Source organism: Limnobaculum eriocheiris (assembly GCF_021010575.1).
GTDB lineage: Bacteria > Pseudomonadota > Gammaproteobacteria > Enterobacterales > Enterobacteriaceae > Limnobaculum > Limnobaculum eriocheiris.
This window is the reverse complement of the sequence record NZ_JAJNAG010000018.1, coordinates 47,572-67,071: the sequence shown is the minus strand read 5'-3', so window position 1 is coordinate 67,071 and position 19,500 is coordinate 47,572. Positions and strand designations below refer to the sequence as shown.

Genomic DNA, 19,500 nt, shown 5'->3' with positions numbered 1-19,500 from the left:
GAGGTGGAATGACCGTTTCGGATCACATCACTCGTTTCAGAACAGCGGGGACAAACTACATCAATCTTTGCCATCAATCATCCAAAGGGCGAAGAATACCACAACACTAAATATGCGTCACGACCAGAATGGGTCGTTAAATTAACTAAAAAGGAGTTTAGAATGCGTCGAATTCTGGTTGCCTTAACCGTCACGGTCTCTGCCAATGCATTAGCCGCAGGCTGTGCAGCGCCGCGTAATGCCTTCGATCAGGTTTATTGTAGTAGTACTGAATTTTCTCAGCTAGACCGCGATTTAAACCAACAGTATTCTCGTGTGGTGAAACTGGTGAGTGCAGAGCAAAAGGCTATTTTGAAAAAGAGTCAGCTAAATTGGATCAAGCAACGGGATGATAACTGTAGCGAAGAGAAGAGCAGTGGATACTTTGTAAATTTAACCTGTGCTAACAATATGATGAATGAACGTATCGCTTTCCTGAAAGAGCGTGAGCGTGAATGTAGCAGTACCGGTTGTGTATCCTCTAAACTGGCTAACTAAGCAGGTAGTGATTTAAAACCTCGCATGATGTGATTTTTTAGAACCGCTACTTTCTGAAAAACAGACAATAAATAAGCGCCATAACGGCGCTTATTTATTGGTCATCTTCTGATTGAAATATTAGAGCGGGTTGTTATAGAAGAAGCGTCTTTTTGGTTTAACAAATTGAGCAATAATAACCAGAGTAACAATTACTAAATTAATTGCAAAAATAATCAGTAACCACTGTGGCATTTCTAATGAAAGAAATGACCACTGTTTTTCACTGCAATCACCATTAGCGACGAATACAGCAGGTAACCACTTATCTAACGGTAACCAGGCCGGGAAATTAACAAAAATATCGCAAGTATTTGCCGGAGAAGGATAAAGTTGGATCATGGTATGTTTCCATGTCAACAAGAGTCCCTCGATAGTGCTGTATAGCCAGACGAGAATAGCTAAAAAACGTATCAGCGTAGAGGAAGGTGCCAACATACCAATCAGAGCTGCGCCTAAAATGCCAAACAACGCACAACGCTCGTAAATGCAGAGTACACAAGGTCTCAATAACATCACATGTTGGAAATAGAGGGCAATTAACTCAAGAGCAATAACAATCAGAGCCAGAAGGAACCAGGCACTTCTTCCTTTAGAACAGCTATTTAAATAACATAACATGATTAATTCACTTTAATATGTATGAGCGGTCGCCGATAGCGGTAGTTTAAACTAGTTTTATTTCTATGCCATCTTTCAAATGACATTATGATTAAGATTTTCCGCGTTAGCCAAACATTTCTTATAACCGGATTGATTTTAAGTCACTAAGTAACCCCTTATGCTGAAATTAACCTAGTTTTGCAAGCCAAACCACAGTTTACTCTATTAGACATTTTAGGGTGCTATATCCGGCTGTAGGCTTCTGGTATGATGCAACAAATCGTTTTTATTTGTATCTTAATGGAATGGCACTTCTATGGTGATCAAAGCGCAGAGCCCGGCAGGATTTGCGGAAGAGTATTTAATCGAGAGCATTTGGAACAATCGGTTTCCTCCGGGAACGATTCTGCCCGCAGAGCGTGAGCTTTCCGAACTTATTGGTGTAACTCGTACTACATTACGTGAAGTATTACAGCGTTTAGCCAGAGATGGTTGGTTAACTATTCAGCATGGTAAACCGACTAAAGTAAACAACTTTTGGGAAACGTCCAGCCTGAGTCTGCTGGAAACCTTGGTACGTTTAGATCACGATAGTGTTCCTCAGTTAATTGATAATCTGCTGGCTGTCAGAACCAATATTGCCGCAATCTTTATTCGGGCAGCAGTGCGTCAAAATCCGGAAAAGGCTCAGGAAGTTTTAGCGCAGGCTAACAGCCCGGAAACACGTCCGGAGCTGTTTACCGAGTTAGATTATAATATTTTCCGCGGATTAGCCTTTGCTTCCGGAAATCCGATTTATGGTCTGATTCTTAATGGTATCAAGGGGTTATACATTCGCGTTGGTCGTTACTACTTCTCTAATCCGGAAGCGCGTCAGCTGGCATTAAACTTTTATCAGCACCTTTCTGAATTATGCCGCGATAGGCTACATGATAAGGTGATGGAGTCTGTACGCCAGTATGGTAAAGCCAGCGGAGTTATCTGGCATAACATGCAGGGCAATATGCCAAAGGATTTGGTTGAAGCTAATTAACATTAGTTGTTAACCGGAAATTTATTTAAGGGGCGCAATAAGCGCCCCTTATTCTTGCCTTTAAATTAATAACGGGCAATTTTGGGGATATGTCACTGAATAGTGGCGGGTACCACCTCAATGCTAAATTCATTGCCTTTTAATGGCTTACCATCAAGGTTAAGAATCATTTTATGGCTGGAGGTCAGGGTCAGGCTACTTAAGGTTTTCTCAATAATGTGCTCGCTGTTTTTACCACCGAGCAAACTGGAGAGCAGTGCCGGTAATGATTCATCCGCCATCAGGATAGTCAGCCGTAGTTGACCATCATTTATTTTAGCATCAGGGCACAGAGGATGGCTGCCGCCTGCCTGTGCACCGGATGATGTAGTCATTACACGTCCTGAAGGTGATAAAAACAGTATAACGATTCAACAACCGGTGATAATGTTTTTACCAATTGTTTACATTAAAATCATTGGCGTTTTAAGCAGTATAAGGAAATAAACATGATTGCAGTTATCTTTGAAGTACAGATAAAACAGGGGTATAAACAAGCCTATCTGGATTTAGCAACGGAGCTAAAGCCTTTATTGAGCGAGATTGAAGGGTTTATCTCCATTGAGCGATTTGAAAGTTTGTCTGAACCGGGCAAGATTTTGTCCCTTTCATTCTGGCGAGATGAAGAGGCCGTTCAGCATTGGCGGAAATTAGAGTTGCATCGACAGGCACAGGCTAAAGGGCGGGCAATGATTTTTAATGATTACAGACTGAAAATTGCCGGAATTATTCGGGATTATGGTATGAGCGACAGGGCTCAGGCACCGGATGACAGCCGTACTGTGCATGGCTAAATCAGCAAAAAGTTAATGTAAAAAATTTAGCAGGCCATAAAAAAAAGAAACCAGTCCAAGGGAGATTGGACTGGTAAGGAGGTGGTTTCTATTAAAGAGATAATAGGAACACAACTAGTTATTAATCTTTAGGATTGAGATAGTAGTCCATTTATTTAGAAATAGATGTGATCTATTTCTAATAATTTGCAATAAAGAGTGTGATTTTCAATATCGCAAGTAGAAAAAGAAGATTTTTATACACTGTGCGGATTTCGGGTGTTATTACTTCCGGCTAAATTGCGCATTAACAGTGCGAACGTCAGATTAACATCTTCAGGAACCGGCAGATAAACCACATGCCCATTACCCGGGGCAACGTCAGTTGGCTGACCTTTATTGGTTTCCATTGATTCAATGGTGAAATGGATGTTGCCCTGTGGGGTCATCATCTCTACGCTGTCACCCACGGAGAACTTATTTTTTACATCAACAGCCGCCAGGCCATTACGGCGCTCGCCGGTAAATTCCCCAACAAACTGTTGGCTGTCAGAAATGGAGTAACCATAATCATAATTCTGATGTTCATCATGGACATGACGACGCAAAAAGCCTTCGGTATATCCACGATGCGCCAGTGATTCCAGTGTTGTCATCAATGATTCATCAAATGGTTTACCGGCAACGGCATCATCAATGGCCCGGCGATAAACCTGCGCGGTACGAGCACAGTAGTAGAAAGATTTGGTTCGGCCTTCAATTTTTAATGAATGAACACCTAACTGCGTCAAACGTTCCACATGTTGAACCGCACGCAGATCTTTAGAGTTCATAATATAAGTGCCATGTTCATCTTCAAAGGCACTCATATATTCGCCAAGGCGCAGGGCTTCTTCAATCATAAACACTTTATCGGTAGGGGCACCGGCACCCAGCGTTGGTTCTACATTTTTTACCGGGATAGGTTCATGAATATGCACAATGTTGCCAGTGTCATCTTCTTTACCTTCTTCTACTTTATATTCCCAGCGGCAGGCATTAGTACAAGTGCCCTGATTAGGATCGCGCTTATTGATATAACCAGAAAGCAGACAACGACCAGAATAGGCCATACATAAAGCACCGTGCACAAAGGTTTCCAGCTCAATGTCGGGTACCTGTTGGCGAATTTCTTCAATCTCTTCCAGCGATAATTCACGAGAAAGAATAACCCGGGTTAGTCCCATCTGTTTCCAGAATTTCACCGTTGCCCAGTTTACCGCGTTAGCCTGTACCGACAGATGAATATCAATATCAGGAAATGCTTCACGAACCATCATAATCAGCCCCGGATCGGACATGATTAAGGCATCCGGACCCATTTCAACGACGGGAGCCAGATCTCGAATAAAGGTTTTTAGCTTGGAGTTATGGGGGGCGATATTCACCACCACATAAAACTTTTTGCCAAGAGAATGGGCTTCATTAATACCTAAAGCCAGATTTTGGTGATTGAATTCGTTGTTACGCACTCTCAGGCTGTAACGAGGCTGACCGGCATAAACTGCGTCTGCGCCATAGGCGAAGGCGTAACGCATATTTTTTAGCGTACCGGCCGGAGAAAGTAATTCCGGTTTAAACATGTTGTTGGTCTCTTAGTCTGATCACAAGTCAGAGCCGCACCCAATGGGTACAGCCTTGGGAAAATCCCAGGGGCGGAATTGTAGACCTGGTTGAAAGGAATGGCAACGGCAGGGATGAAACAAGTGGTGTTATAAGCTTTTCATAACAAAATACAGATGGTCTTCCGGCCGGACAGATGGCGATATGTTTAACATTGTCTTTGTGGCCGGAATATTCATTACTGCAGGTTTATTGATCACCAATAGGTATAAGTTGATCGCAATACCGTCGTTCGATCTACGATATAAGCGGGAAACATTTCCAGCTCTTTGCTGACAGATCTAGTGCAGTCGTTGCGCTCATTCCATTCCAGGCAATCGGTTTTTTTACTGCCAAGATAGTAGGGGGATACGGTAATTTCTATCATTCCGCTGGCCCGCTGCTGTTCATCATACAGGTAGCTGATGCTCATGGTCGGACTGATTAAGGCAAAAGGTTTATTATCCGGTTGATAGAAGAAACGGTATTCACCATTTACCGACTCATCGGTACCGCTTAACAGGCTGTAAGCCATACGGAATTTATCATCGGTTTTATAGATGCCACTGGTAATGCCGTTTTCTGCTTTCTTCTCATCGCTAGCGGAAATGTAATTATCCGTTGAGTTGACAATCAACCCGTTATCATCGGCATGGTATGAGATAGCGCCTTCCCGGGCATAAAACAGCTTATTCATACCAAAAAGAGTGACGTTGTAACTATTTTTCCAGCCCTGTTGATTTTTACTAATATCATAGCTGGAATCAATGCGAAAACGCAGTTCATTGCGGGTTATTTGAGCATACATATCTGTTAATTGCCCGCAGCGATCGTAGTTGAATTTATAATAAAAGGCCGAGCGGGTGTTGTCGCTCTCAGTCACGGTTTCTACTTCACGAGCATGATTAAACTCAGGTATGCTTAACAGCGTCAGATGATTATTAATAATAATATCTTTATTTACTTCACAGTTCTCAATGGTATCTGCATAGGCAACGGAAACCAGCGAAGCTGGAATAACCAAAGCTAAAAGGGAACGCTTAATAACTAAACTCATTAACCTGACAACTCCTGTTGTGTTATTCCATGACGGCTGAGAAATAAATACCTGTTTATTTACTCTTCCCAACGGTAGCCGAGTCCATAGACCGAGCGGATAAAGGCCTTCTCTGGTGCTAAGGTTTCCAGTTTACGACGTAAATTTTTAATATGACTGTCCACGGTTCGATCGGTTACCACACGATAGTCATCATAAAGGTTATCCAATAGTGATTCTCTGGTTAATACTTGACCAGGATGTGCCGACAACGTTTTTAGCAACCTAAATTCGGCGGCGGTTAAATTAAGGCTGCTATTGTTATAACGAACCTGAAATTGTGATTCATCTAACTGCAATCCCGGCGCCATTGAAGGTAACTCTCTGGCGGGCAGATAGCAGCGTCTTAAAATGGTTTTAACCCGCGCCACGACTTCCCGGGGGCTATAGGGTTTACAGATATAATCATCAGCGCCAATTTCCAGCCCGGACAGGCGATCTATCTCTTCCGTTTTTGCCGTTACCATCACGACCGGAATAGCAGAAAACGCACGAATTTCACGACATAATGTGATGCCATCAACGCCCGGTAGCATTAAATCTAGCAGGATCAGCGAAGGTGAGTGCTGCTTCACCCAGCTAATCACCTCCTGACCCTGGGTAATTAAATGCGTGTGATACCCAGCCGCCTGAAGATAATCAATTAACAGCTGACCCAGCTTAGGCTCATCTTCCACAATCAACACTGGCGGCAGGTCATTGCCGTGCAATAGGGCGCTTTCTGTCATAGTTATGGCGATACCATCTCTGTTACCAGCGGTAAGAGTAACTTAATTTCCAGTCCGCCTAAAGCAGAATGGCTGGCGCTAATTTCTCCTCCATGGGCATCCACAATATTCCAGCATATGGAAAGACCCAGACCGGAGCCACCGCTGGCCCGATTGCGGGACACTTCGGTACGATAAAAACGCTCAAAAATCTGGCTTAACTGTTCGTCGGTAACGCCGGGAGCAGAATCCTGCCAGTGTAACAGTATTGATTGTTTACTGACGGTGGCGGAGATATATAGTCGCCCCTGAATACCTTCGCTGAAGGCGTCAGTGTAACGCAGGCTGTTTTCTAACAAATTATGAAACAGCTGCGACAGCCGATCCGGATCGCCAAACACCATTGTACTTTGCGGTAATTCAGTTTTAATGGCTAATCCTTTATGGTTGAAGCGACTGTGATAAGCGGCGATAGCCTGTTCCAGTAAGGCTATCAAATTAAGATTGTTCTTTTTGTAGGTTAATGCGCCTAAATCGGATAGCGAAAGCTGATGCAAATCATTAACTAACTTAGTCAGAGATTGTACCTCAGCCTGAAGTGAATGTAATGAGGTTGGGGTTAACTGGCGTACACCATCTTCCAGTGCCTCTAATTCTCCCTGCAATACGGCCAACGGTGTGCGCAACTCATGAGAGACATCGGCAATAAATGCCCGTCGCATACTCTCGTTCTTTTCCAGTGTGTTGGCCAGTTGGTTAAAGTCATTGGCCAGCATACTGAGTTCATCTTTGCTGGTAACCGGAACCCGGGCGGAAAAGTCTCCGGCCGCCAGTTGATGAGTACCGATAACCAGACGTTTTACTCGGGATAACAGGCTGCGGGAAACCAGCAGTGTGGCGAGCGCCGCTAACAGGGTTGAAAGGGCGATTAATATCCAACTGGTACGATTTTGCTGTTTAGCAAAGTTTATGTCGGCGCTGCGGGTCAACTTTTCGCTGGGCATACCCACAATCCAGCCGATGGTTTTTCCATCCAGCATAATTGCTTTGCGGGTAGCCTGACGGGGAACCGGATGAGAAGATCCTGCCAGCATATGGTTTTGAGTATCGAAAATCCAGAAGGGAACGCGCCATCCCTGAGGCGGGAGTGTCGGTTCATTACTTTCATCATTATTTTGTTCTACCGAACGTAAAAACTGATAGATGACTTTTTCGTTGCGTTGTAGAAATTGCCAGTTCCCCTCATGGCGATAGCGTTCTGCCAGAGCGTTGCCCAGCAGGGTTAAACGCTGCTCATTACTGGAGCGAATATAATCGGTAAAACCACGTTCAAAACTCAGACGAACACCCCAGTGCATGGTAATAAGTACCAGCATACAGGTGGCTAAAATGGCAAAGAACAGTTTTCCGGTGATCCCCATTTTCATTTGATTAGGTTTCCGCTAGTTATCGGACTTCTCCCGGCGGTTACCTGAACCCAGCAAGACGTTTTGGGCACTGTCTTTGGGAACTCTGGCAAAAATCGCCGTCGGAATTAACATAATTAAACCAATACACAGATAGGTATATAAGAAAGCCTGTTGCACTTCAGGGCTGCCTATTGCGACATGATGCATTGAGAATACACCGAGTAAAATCCCGGCGGTGCTGACGCCCAGGCTCATAGACAGTTGCATCACCATCGACAGCAGGCTGTTACCGCTGCTGGCAAATTCATCGGGCAGATCTTTCAGCGTCAGGGTATTCATGGTAGAAAAGCGCACGGCGTTAGTGACACCAAGCATAAATAACAGGAATGGAATCGCTATATACCATCCCAACATACCTGCGATGGGGATCATTAGCGTAATGGCAGGTAAGGCTAAAGTCGCCAGGCTCAGAACAACGCGATAGCCATAGCGGTTAACAATTTGTACCACCAGGCGTTTAATACTCATGCTGCCAATGATCATCGGAATCATCATCAGACCGGCGTGAAATGGCGAAAATCCCAGTCCGACTTGTAAAAATAATGGCGTCATAAAAGGCAACATTCCGCTGCCGATACGGGCAAATAGACTACCGGTCAGCCCCAAAGAGAAGGTTGGGATTTTAAACATGGCTAAATTGAACAGCGGTGCTTTTGCCCGACGGGCGTGCAACCAGTAAAGCCCGAGGGCAGCAACGCCGCTAGAGCACAGCAGTAGAATAGTTGCCGGTGCCAACCCTAAACCCGAGTGACCATCCAGCGAAAGGGTAATGGTGGCCATACCAATTGCCAGCAAAATAAAACCGATTACATCAAAGGGACGCGGCGGCATTTTGTAGTTAGGCATAATCATCAGGGTTGCCAGGACGCCAATAATACCAACCGGAATATTAATCAGAAAAATCCAGTGCCAACTGGCGTACTCCACTAAAAAACCGCCCAGCGCAGGCCCCATTAACGGACCAACCTGACCGGGTAAGGTAACAAAGGTCATGGCCGCCATATACTGTTCGCGGGGAACAATTTTCATTACCGTCAATCGACCAACGGGTACCATCATAGCGCCGCCAATCCCCTGAATTACCCGGGCGCGGACTAGCTCCTGTAAACTTCCTGACTGAGCACAAAGCAGAGAGCCTAAAGTGAAAAGTACGATGGCTGACAGAAATACTGGTTTAACACCGATACGATCCGCCAACCAGCCGCTGGCGGGAAGTCCTACGGCAACGGTAAGAATATAAGCAACGATCACGGACTGCATCTGTAGTGGACTTTCATTCAGGCTAACGGCCATAGAGGGCAAGGCAGTATTCAGAATAGTGGTGTCCAGCGACTGCATAAAGAAACCCAGAGCCACAATCCACAGTTGCCAACGTACACTAGCGGCACTACTTTTCATTTTGTGTTGGCTCCTTTGACCTGACTCATATGATTAATGGGTTATCAGTGACCGGTTGTTTCACTTGCCAGTGTTGATGCCGATGATGGCCGACGGTTTTTATACCAAAGTCTTAAGCGGTCGAAGTAGAGATAGATCACCGGTGTTGTATATAGCGTTAATAACTGGCTCATTACCAGCCCGCCAACAATAGTGATACCCAGAGGCTGGCGTAACTCAGCGCCATCGCCGCTACCCAGAACCAGCGGAACTGCACCAAAAATAGCCGCCAGTGTGGTCATCATAATGGGTCTGAAACGTAACAGGCAGGCCTGAAATATCGCTTCACGAGGTGCCAGATTGCCCTGTCTTTCTGCGGTGAGGGCAAAATCCACCATCATAATGGCATTTTTTTTCACCAAACCAATTAACAGCATTACGCCGATAAGGGCTATCAGGCTGAATGGCGTATCAAACAGCTCTAAAGCCAGTATAGCCCCAACCCCTGCGGATGGCAGGGTGGATAAAATCGTTAGTGGATGAATATAGCTTTCATACAGTACACCCAGCACAATATAGACAGTAATAATCGCTGCAATAATCAGGAAAATCTGTGATTGCAACATCTCCTGAAATACCTGAGCGGTACCGGCAAAAGAGCCTCTGACCGTATTGGGAACCCCTAATGCCGTCATGGTTCGTTCGATGGCAGAAGTTGCTTCAGATAACGAATAACCATCCGCCAGATTAAAGGAAACGGTAGAGGCGGCGGAAAGCCCCTGATGGTTGACGGATAACGGCGCATTGGCAGGCACCCACTGGGCAAAGTAGGAAAGGGGAATAGGCTTACCATCCTGATTGATGACAAACATCTTATCCAGTGCGCTCTGGTCTTGAGCAAACTCGGGCGCGACTTCCATTACCACTTTGTACTGATTTAGCGGTTGATAGATGGTAGAAATTTGCCGCTGTCCAAAGGCATTATTCAGCAGGGCATTGGCAGCAGAGACATTAATCCCTAATCGTGACATCGTTTCACGGTTATAGGTGATGGCTATTTCGGCCCCTTTGTCCTGCTGATCGGAGTTAACGTCTGCCAGTTCAGGCAGGGTGGCAAAGGCGGTTCGAATTTTTGGCTCCCACTGACGAAGGGTACTGAGGTCGTCAGACAGTAAAGCATATTGATAACCGGCGTTAGACTGACGCCCTCCGGCTCTGACATCCTGTACCGCCATCAGATACAGACTGGCACCCGGCTCCTGAGACAATTTACCCCTCAGACGGCTTATCACCTGTTGGGCGCTGTCTTTACGTTCAGTAAGTGGTTTTAATGAAATAAACATTGAACCACTATTGGTACGCGAACCACCGGTAAAACCGGTGACGTTATCCACATCTTTATCGCTACTGACGATTTTCATCAGCACTTCCATTTTCTTTTTCATCGATTGAAAAGAGATACTCTGGTCTGCCTGTACAAACCCCATCAATCGGCCGGTGTCCTGCTCAGGAAAAAAGGTCTTGGGAACATTCATATACAGCCAAACGTTAAGGGCAATGGTACTCAGAAAAACCACGAATATTAATCGGGAATGGTCCAGCGTCCAGCTAAGGCTGCGGGCATAGCCTTGTTGCAGTGCCAGAATAATGCGACCAAATCCTTGTGATGAACTTGGGTGCTCCTGTTTTCCGGCGCGTAACAAGCGGGCGCACATCATTGGTGTTAGGGTAAGTGAAACAACCAGTGAAATCCCAATGGCCACCGACAGTGAAATAGCAAACTCGCTGAACAGACGACCGGGCAGTCCACTCATAAACAGCAGCGGAATAAAAACCGCCACCAGAGAAAAGCTCATAGACAGTACCGTAAAACCCACCTCGCTTACCCCTTTCAGAGCAGCATCGAAAGGTTTCATCCCTGCTTCAATATGGCGGGCAATATTTTCCAACACCACAATGGCATCATCGACCACAAATCCGGTAGCAATGGTTAAGGCCATCAGCGACAGATTATTCAGGCTAAAGCCGAGCATATACATAGCGGCGCAGGTACCAATCAGTGAAACCGGTACGGCAACGGCCGGAATAATCGTAGCCCGGCCCGAACGCAGAAACAGAAATACCACCAGAATCACCAGCGCAACGGCAATGGTTAACGCGCGTTCAACTTCAAGCAGTGAAGCGCGAATAGTGGGGGAACGATCCTGAGCAATGGCCAGATTAATCGAGGCTGGAATATAGGATTGCAGTTCAGGCATCTCGGCGCGAATGCGGTCTACCGTATCGATAATATTGGCATCAGCGGAGCGTCGAATCATGATTAAAATAGCCGGAACCCCGTTTGCCATACCGGCGTTACGAATGTCCTGTACCGAGTCGGTGATGGTGGCCACATCCTCCAGCCTGACCGCAGACTGATTATTGTAGTGAATAATAATCGGCTTATATTGGTCTGCGGTTTTAATCTCGTCATTGGTTTGAACTTGCCAGTTTTGTTCATCGGCTTTAAGAAAACCCTGGGGTTTACGAACGTTGGCCTGACTAATGGCGGTTCTGACATCGTCTAATGAAACGCCCTGATTAAATAGTGCCTGAGGATTTAGCTGTACGCGGACGGCGGGCAGGGAACTACCGCCAACGGAAACATCACCTACCCCCTCCAGTTGAGAGATCTTCTGTGCCAGTTGGGTAGATGCATAGTCGTAGAGTTCCCCCTGACTGTAAACGTCAGAGGTTAGCGTCAGAATCATGATCGGGGCGTCGGAAGGGTTAGCTTTCCGATAGGTCGGTCTCGAAGGCATACCGCTGGGCAACAAATTGTGCGCAGCGTTAATGGCGGCCTGTACGTCACGGGCGGCGCCATTAATGTCCCGGTTCATATCAAATTGCAGAATAATACGCGTACTGCCCAGTGAACTGGTGGAGGTCATCTCATTAACACCGGCAATAGCACCTAGTGAACGTTCCAGCGGGGTGGCAATGGATGAGGCCATCGTCTCTGGCGAGGCCCCCGGTAGTGATGCACTGACGGAAATAACCGGAAAATCAATTTTAGGTAAAGGCGATACCGGTAATAACCTGAAACCCAGAATACCGCTGAGGATAATGCCCAACGTCAGCAAAATGGTGGCTACCGGACGGTTAATAAACAGGGCATAGAACTTCATATCACACCCCGTTCCGGGTAGTTTCAACGGGCTGTGCGGCAATTAGCTTATGGCTGCTTAAACGGCCAAACATCAAATAGATAACCGGGGTGGTAAACAGGGTGAGTACCTGACTGACCAGCAAACCGCCCACCATACAGATACCCAGCGGATGGCGCAGTTCTGCACCAATACCGGTACTGAGCATTAATGGCAACGCGCCCAGCAGAGCCGCCATGGTGGTCATCAGAATAGGGCGAAAACGCAGCAGGCAGGCCTGATAAATCGCATCATAAGGCGTTTTTCCTTGTTCACGCTCTGCTGCCAGCGCAAAGTCGATCATCATGATGGCATTTTTCTTCACAATGCCAATAAGCAAGATAATGCCGATAATGGCAATAATATCCAGCTCCTGACCGGAAAGCATGAGTGCCAGTAGGGCACCTACACCGGCACTGGGTAAAGTGGAGAGGATAGTCACCGGATGAATAAAGCTCTCATACAGTACACCCAGTACAATATACATGGTGATAATTGCCGCCAGAATTAACCATAATGTACTGCTCAACGAGGCTTGAAAGGCCAGGGTTGCACCCTGGAATTGAGTGGTAATATCACTCGGGAAATTCAACTCCTGCTCCGCCTGAGTGATGGCTTTAGTGGCTTCTCCCAGCGATATACCAGCCGGTAAGTTAAATGAAACGGTGGACGAAGGAAACTGAGCAATACGGTTAACCGACAGTGGCCCAAATCGTTGCTCAATAGTCGCAATATTGGTTAAGCGAATTGACTGGCCGCTGCCATTTTTCAGGTAGATATTATCAAAAGCGTTTAACACTTGTTGTTTATCAACCTGCTGTTCCAGCACCACCCGATACTGGTTAGCCTGAGTGTAGATAGTGGAGATCAGCCGCTGACCAAAGGCGTTATACAGCGCATTATCAATGCTGCTCATATTAATCCCTAAACGGCTGGCTTCATCGCGATTAACATTAACATAAGCCACTAATCCCTGATCCTGCCAGTCGCTGCTTACATCGGTTAGTTCAGGCAATTGTTTCAGGCGATCCAGTAATTTAGGTACCCACAGTGTGAGTTGATCCAGCGACATGGTTTGCAGTGTGAACTGATACTGAGTGAGACTGACCCGATCTTCAATGGTTAAGTCTTGTACCGGTTGCAGGTAGAGGGTAATTCCCGGAACGGCTTGTAGGCTATGTTGCAGACGCTCAATAATTTTAGGGGCGCGGTCGTCACGTTGGCTTAATGGTTTCAGGTTAATTTGCAGCCGCCCGTTATTCAATGTGGCATTACTGCCATCAACGCCAATAAACGAAGAGACGCTTTCTACCGCCGGGTCCTGTAACAGGATTTTGGTGACCGCCTGTTGGCGCTCAGACATCGCTGAAAATGAGATGGATTGCGGAGCCACCAGCGTTCCCTGAATCAGTCCATTGTCCTGTAATGGAAAGAAACCCTTTGGAATAAACAGATAGAGTAAAATCGTCAGCCCTAATGTTCCTGCCGCTACAGCCAGTGTGGTCCACTGATGTTTTAATACCACAGTCAGGTAGTGACCATAACCGGCAATAACCCGTTCAAAAAAACGTTCGCAAGTCAGAGAGAAGCGGTTCTGTTTACGCAGGGATTCATGATTCAGCAAGCGGGCACACATCATTGGTGTGAGGGTCAGAGAAACCACGCCAGAAATCAGAATAGCAATTGTCAGCGTCAGGGCAAATTCGTGGAATAAACGACCAACCACATCCCCCATAAACAGTAGCGGAATTAATACCGCGACCAGCGAGATGGTCAGCGAGATAATGGTGAAACCTATTTCTCCTGCCCCTTTTAGTGCCGCGTTTAGCGGTTTTTCCCCCTGCTCGATATAGCGGGAGATATTCTCTATCACCACGATTGCGTCATCGACGACAAACCCGGCAGCGATAATCATCGCCATTAACGTCAGGTTATTGATGGAGAAACCGAGAAAATACATAGCGGCAAAGGTGCCAGTCAGTGACAACGGCACCGCTACGCTGGGAATAATGGTTGCAGGAACATTCCGCAGGAACAGATAGATCACCATGACTACCAGTATTACCGCCAGCAGCAGTTCAAATTGTACATCGTTAATTGAGGTACGAATGGTAACGGTGCGATCGGTGAGTATCTGTACTTTTACCGAGGCGGGCAGGCTCTCGGTTAATTGGGGAAGAACGTTGCGAATCTCATCGGCGGTGGTAATAACATTGGCACCGGGCTGACGTTGAATATTTAAAATAATTGCCTGTTTCTGATTGGCCCAGGCGGCTAATTGGGTATTTTCCGCTCCTTCTTCAATGTTCGCGATATCTTGCAGACGAACCGGAGAACCATCTTTATAGAACACAATTAACTGGCGGTAATCTTGCAGTGATTTCATCTGGTCGTTTGCTGACAGGGTTGCAGAACGCGTCGGGCCGTCAAGATTACCTTTAGCGGTGTTGACGTTGGCGCCGGTAATAGCTGTGCGCACAGTTTCACTATCCAGACCGTAGGCGGCTACCGCCTGCGGATTAAGAATAATGCGTACAGCAGGGCGCTCACCTCCGGATAAGCTAACCAAACCAACGCCGGAAACCTGAGAAATTTTCTGGGCCACGCGGGTTTCTATCATGTCCCGCACCTGGCTCATCGGCAGGCCATCAGAGGTGACTGCCAGCGTCAAAATAGGGGCATCAGCCGGATTAACCTTACTGTAAATCGGCGGATAGGGTAAATCGTTAGGCAGCAGGTTAGTGGCGGCGTTAATGGCCGCCTGAACTTCTTGTTCGGCTACATCTAAATCCAGATCGAGCTGGAACTGTAAGGTAATAACGGAAGCGCCACCGGAACTTTGGGAAGACATTTGCTTCAGGCCCGACATTTGCCCCAGTTGCTGCTCCAGCGGTGCGGTAATTGCTGAGGTGGTGACATCCGGGCTGGCACCGGGGTAGAGGGTAACTACCTGAATAGTTGGGTAGTCCACTTCTGGCAGTGCGGAAACCGGCAGAGATTTATAGCCCAGTATTCCCGCTAACAGCAGGGCAATCATTAGTAACGTTGTCGCAACCGGACGCAGGATAAACTGGCGGGATGGACCACCGCCTGAAATTATCTGGTTAGCGAGTTCAGGATGCTCACTCATTTTGCATCCTGCGGCTGACGAGAGTTTGTAGCTTTGGTTGCTGACAGGGATTGTGGTGTGACTACTTCAACCTGCGTATCTTGCTTCAGGCGATCAACACCATCGGTAACCACTTTTTGACCAGCCGCTATGCCCTGAGTAACCACCACGCTTTCACCGTTACGTAATCCAACCTTGACAGATTGTTTACTCACTTTGTTTTCGTTATTAATCATCCAGACAAAGTTTTCATTATTACCGGTTTGAATGGCGGCGGCAGGAACCACAATGGCATTATTTAGTGTATCAACTTTGATTCTGGCGTTAACAAACTGGTTTGGAAATAGCAGATTATCCTGATTGGTAAAGCGAGCTTTTAGCTTGATGGTACCCGTGGTGGTATCAATCTGGTTATCCAGGCTGAGCAGTGTACCTGTAGTTATCAGCTGCCTATTTCCCCGATCCCAGGCTTCAACCGACAGGCTTTTGCCCTGATGATAAGCGGGCAAAATAGCACTCAGGTCGGTTTCCGGTAAAGCAAACAGTACATCGATAGGGTGAGTTTGGGTAATGACCACCAATCCTGTGTTGTCACCGCTGGAGACATAGTTACCCACATCAACCAGCTTCAGGCCAACCCGGCCGGATATTGGCGCAGCCACTTTGCTGTAGGTCAGTTGCAGATTAGCACTGTCAACGACACCCTGAGCGGCTTTCAAGCTGCCTTCACTTTGTTTAACCAGCGCCTGCTGCGTATCTAACTGTTGTTGTGAAACCATGTTGGTTTTAATCAGCTTTTGATAACGGGCTAAATCGCGCCTGGCATTACTTAAGGTAGCCTGCATGTTCAGCAGTTGACCTTCAGCCTGGGTTAGCTGTACTTGATAGGGGCGTGGATCGATTTCAACCAACAGATCTCCCGCCTTGACTTCCTGACCTTCGGTAAAGTGGATGACCATGATTTGACCATCTACCCGGTTGCGTATGGTTACCGTATTAGCGGCAGTTACCGTACCTAATCCACTTAAATAGCGAGGGATATTTTGTATATCCGCAGTGGCAATCTGCACCGGAGGTAGTGGCATATTACGTCGCCCACCGCTGGCAGACTGGGATGACTTCGTCACGCCGGGGGCCTGAGCCGTATTGTTGTTATGCCAAAACAGCCAGGTTCCGATAGCGATAATAGCAATGGCGATGAGCGGCAGTGGGCGTAATAAACGCTTAAATTGCAGTGTCATAGTTAGAGGCTCACTTAAACAGCTCAATGGTGGAGCTATTACTCTGAAATAGTTAAGAATACTGTGATTTTATCAGTATAACCGCTTCAGAGAAAAAAATGATGAAGGAAATATGGAAGTTCGGTAATGAAGCGTAAGCCGGATGTCTGTTTTATGTAATGAAAATAAAGACAGAATCCAGCTATTTGGTTATTGAGGGCATTATTCACATAAGAAGTAGGGTAAGGTTCCACTGGAGAACAGGCGTTTTCCACTGTTCATCAGAATAATAACCAAATGTGTTGATTCATTTTGCTCAGTACTAAAACGGTAGAGATAACGTTCTCCTAAAGCTTTAGGTAAGTTATCGTTATTTTCTAAAGAGACTTGAGTGGTGCTAAGAACATAATTATTCGTTTTGTTGTGTGTGTAATTAAATTGTACTTTGCGGTTGATAGTATAATTGTTTCCATCTATCAGTAAATTTCCCATAATAAGGTTATAACCTTTGCCATCATCCTCAAAATGGAATCTCATTTCAGAGGTTAATACCGCTTCTTTTTCCCTATCGGTTTTTTCAAACAGATAGGTGGTGTTTGCCGAACAGGAAAATTTATTGCTGCTGCTGGTATAAAACAGGTATAAACCGACTGCCAGTAAAGCTGTCACTATCAATGTAGTAATCACAGAAAGCTTAATATTGTTCATTTCACTTTTACCACATAGAAATTAAAGCAAGAGGCATCATATCTATCCGGATCGCTGTCGCAGACCTGTATTGACTCCCGACGATCATCGGCAGGAATACTAAAATAGACATTTTTAGGTTTATCGCAGGCGATAGAGAGCTCATCTAACCGCATTTTCAAATTAGCCAGGTCAGTTGGTATTTGGTTGTGAATGAAAATGTCACACTGCTGGTATTTTTCCTGATGGTGGTAATCGGCAAAATAGCCCGGCTTACTGGTGAACATATTTAAAGCAAAATAAAAAATAAAAATAAACAGGGCTGCAACCAGCATAATTCGGGTGTAGTACCAGACAAAACGACTTTTAGGTCGCAGCGTGGAAGAGGAACTATTATTACCATTGGCCGTGGCGGAATTGATCAATGATTTTTTGGCGATATAAGGTTTTTCTTTGCTGTCATCACTAAAAGTTCGGTAACTGGTGATAACTTTTAATTCCACATCAGTGGAGAGCTGTACGCCATAAGAATAGATGGTAAGAATAGGTTCAAATTCACCTAATTGATGGAAAGTCTTAGTAATATTGCTTAGTTCAGAGATAACCGCTTTAGCCGTATTTGAGACATCTTCCTTTTCTTCAATTTCGTTAGTGAGTTGTTCAAAGGGAACAATCTGATAACCACTGTCAATCAGGTGCAGAAATAGTCGTTTAGCATTACTACTGAGCGTATTTAATTTCCGTGGGTCGTCCAGACGACTTAACCCACCGGTAAAAGTGTTAAACATCACTCGGTCATTAATAATATAGTTATGCAAACAGTCCCTCCGATCACCTGTTTTTTGATGGTGCTTTATCTGTGATTTTGCGCATTTTACACATTAACTCACCATATTACAGAGAAATAATAGTATTACGTAAAGTACGGCTATTATTCCAAAACAGCTAATTGTTATTTATCATACTAATAGAGGTGCTCATTTGTCTCTATTAGCATTATCTTTTGTTTTTTAAAATATTATTCGCTATGTTCTCCGCCCAATGCTGCAATCAACTCCTGAATTAGTTGAGCAACTTCACCGGTCATTAGAGTGAAATCAGCATCGAAGCGAGCAGAATAATCTTCTTTATCGATATCCTGATTTTGATCGCGAATAGTTTCAGTAAATTTAATGCGTTTCAGACTGCCATCGTCAGCAATGACAAATTGAATGCGTTCACGCCATTCCAGCGCCAGTTTGGTAACCAGCTTACCTGCTTCAATATGTACGGCAATTTCATCACTGACCAGCTCCTGCGCCTTGCAACGAATGACGCCGCCACCTTCAAGAATAGCTTTTAATTCGGCTTCATCTTGCAATACAAAACCTGTCGGAGCATTACCGGAGCGAACCCATTCGGTAAGCGTCAGTTCAATAGGACTCTCCAGGGTTAAGGGTACTACCGGTAATGAACCCAGACTTTTACGCAACAGGGCCAGCGTATCTTCAGCACGTTTGGCGCTGGCGGCATCAACAATAATCAGGCCATTAACCGTGTCAATCCACAGGCTGGTTTGATTAAAGCGGCTAAATGCACGGGGTAGCAGACTGTGCAGAACTTCATCTTTTAGCGCATCTTTCTCAGTTTTTTTCAGTTTTCTATGTTGTTCGGCTTCCAGCTGTTCAATTTTGGTCTGTAAAGCCTGTTTAATCACCGGAGAGGGTAGAATTTTCTCTTCCTTACGGGCCACGATCAGGATTTGATTGCCTGAAGCATGAGTTAAGGCATCACTGTGTGACCCCAGTGGAGAAACCCAACCTGTTTTTGCCATATCCTGGCTGCCACAAGGGGTAAATGTTAATGGCTTCAGCTGCTTTTCTATCTCATCGGCAGTCAGATGGGTTTCGCGGCTGAGGCGATAAATCATTAAATTCTTAAACCACAACATAGTTATTTCCATTAAAAAGAGCAGAGCTCTGTATAAACATAGTTTCCATCATAAC

The 19,500-nt window shown here is 45.7% G+C and carries 17 protein-coding genes; 3 read left to right on the top strand and 14 right to left on the bottom strand.

All coding sequences use genetic code 11. The features are described 5' to 3' along the window. A partial coding sequence (locus LPW36_RS09735) for an IS1 family transposase (RefSeq protein WP_338085967.1) occupies positions 1-74 on the bottom strand: 74 nt, incomplete at its 3' end. Positions 75-162: 88 nt separating this feature from the next. On the opposite strand from LPW36_RS09735, the gene LPW36_RS09730 reads away from it, so the two are divergent. After that, a complete protein-coding gene (locus LPW36_RS09730) occupies positions 163-537 on the top strand; it encodes a lysozyme inhibitor LprI family protein (protein WP_230609479.1) in 375 nt (124 codons plus the stop codon). Positions 538-657: 120 nt separating this feature from the next. Here LPW36_RS09730 and dsbB read toward each other — a convergent pair whose 3' ends face one another. Continuing rightward, complete coding sequence (gene dsbB / locus LPW36_RS09725) at positions 658-1,197, bottom strand: disulfide bond formation protein DsbB (protein ID WP_230609478.1); 540 nt, start codon at positions 1,195-1,197, stop codon at positions 658-660. Between the two features lie 298 nt (positions 1,198-1,495). On the opposite strand from dsbB, the gene fadR reads away from it, so the two are divergent. Beyond that, positions 1,496-2,212, top strand: coding sequence for a fatty acid metabolism transcriptional regulator FadR (gene fadR, locus LPW36_RS09720; protein WP_230609477.1), 717 nt, complete (start codon positions 1,496-1,498; stop codon positions 2,210-2,212). A gap of 92 nt (positions 2,213-2,304) precedes the next feature. Here the strand turns inward: fadR and LPW36_RS09715 are convergent, their stop codons facing one another. Beyond that, entirely contained in the window at positions 2,305-2,586 is a 282-nt protein-coding gene (locus LPW36_RS09715; RefSeq protein ID WP_230609476.1) for a hypothetical protein, read from the bottom strand. Between the two features lie 114 nt (positions 2,587-2,700). Between LPW36_RS09715 and LPW36_RS09710 the strand changes: the two genes are divergently transcribed. Further along, the gene (locus LPW36_RS09710) at positions 2,701-3,045 is read left to right on the top strand and encodes an antibiotic biosynthesis monooxygenase family protein (RefSeq protein ID WP_230609475.1); all 345 of its coding nucleotides are present in this window, start codon (positions 2,701-2,703) and stop codon (positions 3,043-3,045) included. Positions 3,046-3,281: 236 nt separating this feature from the next. Here LPW36_RS09710 and trhP read toward each other — a convergent pair whose 3' ends face one another. The 11 genes from trhP to rdgC all read right to left on the bottom strand — a co-directional run bounded on the left by trhP (position 3,282) and on the right by rdgC (position 19,445). Beyond that, positions 3,282-4,646, bottom strand: coding sequence for a prephenate-dependent tRNA uridine(34) hydroxylase TrhP (trhP, locus tag LPW36_RS09705; RefSeq protein ID WP_230609474.1), 1,365 nt, complete (start codon positions 4,644-4,646; stop codon positions 3,282-3,284). Between the two features lie 236 nt (positions 4,647-4,882). Continuing rightward, positions 4,883-5,722: a hypothetical protein gene (locus LPW36_RS09700; RefSeq protein ID WP_230609473.1), complete on the bottom strand. Its 840-nt coding sequence runs from the start codon at positions 5,720-5,722 to the stop codon at positions 4,883-4,885. Between the two features lie 59 nt (positions 5,723-5,781). Next, entirely contained in the window at positions 5,782-6,489 is a 708-nt protein-coding gene (gene baeR, locus LPW36_RS09695) for an envelope stress response regulator BaeR (protein WP_230609472.1), read from the bottom strand. A 2-nt stretch (positions 6,490-6,491) separates the two neighbouring features. Continuing rightward, positions 6,492-7,895, bottom strand: a complete 1,404-nt coding sequence (gene baeS, locus LPW36_RS09690) for an envelope stress sensor histidine kinase BaeS (protein ID WP_230609471.1) — start codon at positions 7,893-7,895, stop codon at positions 6,492-6,494. Between the two features lie 15 nt (positions 7,896-7,910). Beyond that, entirely contained in the window at positions 7,911-9,335 is a 1,425-nt protein-coding gene (mdtD, locus tag LPW36_RS09685) for a multidrug transporter subunit MdtD (protein WP_230609470.1), read from the bottom strand. A gap of 44 nt (positions 9,336-9,379) precedes the next feature. Further along, positions 9,380-12,481 (bottom strand): multidrug efflux RND transporter permease subunit MdtC, encoded by a 3,102-nt coding sequence (mdtC, locus tag LPW36_RS09680; protein ID WP_230609469.1) that lies wholly within the window; start codon positions 12,479-12,481, stop codon positions 9,380-9,382. 1 nt (position 12,482) lies between these two features. Continuing rightward, complete coding sequence (locus LPW36_RS09675) at positions 12,483-15,629, bottom strand: MdtB/MuxB family multidrug efflux RND transporter permease subunit (RefSeq protein ID WP_230609468.1); 3,147 nt, start codon at positions 15,627-15,629, stop codon at positions 12,483-12,485. After that, complete coding sequence (locus LPW36_RS09670) at positions 15,626-16,849, bottom strand: MdtA/MuxA family multidrug efflux RND transporter periplasmic adaptor subunit (RefSeq protein ID WP_230609467.1); 1,224 nt, start codon at positions 16,847-16,849, stop codon at positions 15,626-15,628. Before LPW36_RS09670 ends, LPW36_RS09675 begins: the two co-directional genes overlap by 4 nt. 201 nt (positions 16,850-17,050) lie before the next feature. Beyond that, on the bottom strand, positions 17,051-17,536 hold the full coding sequence (locus tag LPW36_RS09665) for a hypothetical protein (RefSeq protein WP_230609466.1): 486 nt from the start codon (positions 17,534-17,536) through the stop codon (positions 17,051-17,053). After that, entirely contained in the window at positions 17,533-18,333 is an 801-nt protein-coding gene (locus LPW36_RS09660) for a hypothetical protein (RefSeq protein ID WP_230609465.1), read from the bottom strand. Before LPW36_RS09660 ends, LPW36_RS09665 begins: the two co-directional genes overlap by 4 nt. Before the next feature lie 200 nt (positions 18,334-18,533). Next, positions 18,534-19,445, bottom strand: coding sequence for a recombination-associated protein RdgC (rdgC, locus tag LPW36_RS09655; protein WP_230609464.1), 912 nt, complete (start codon positions 19,443-19,445; stop codon positions 18,534-18,536). Positions 19,446-19,500: the final 55 nt, after the last annotated feature.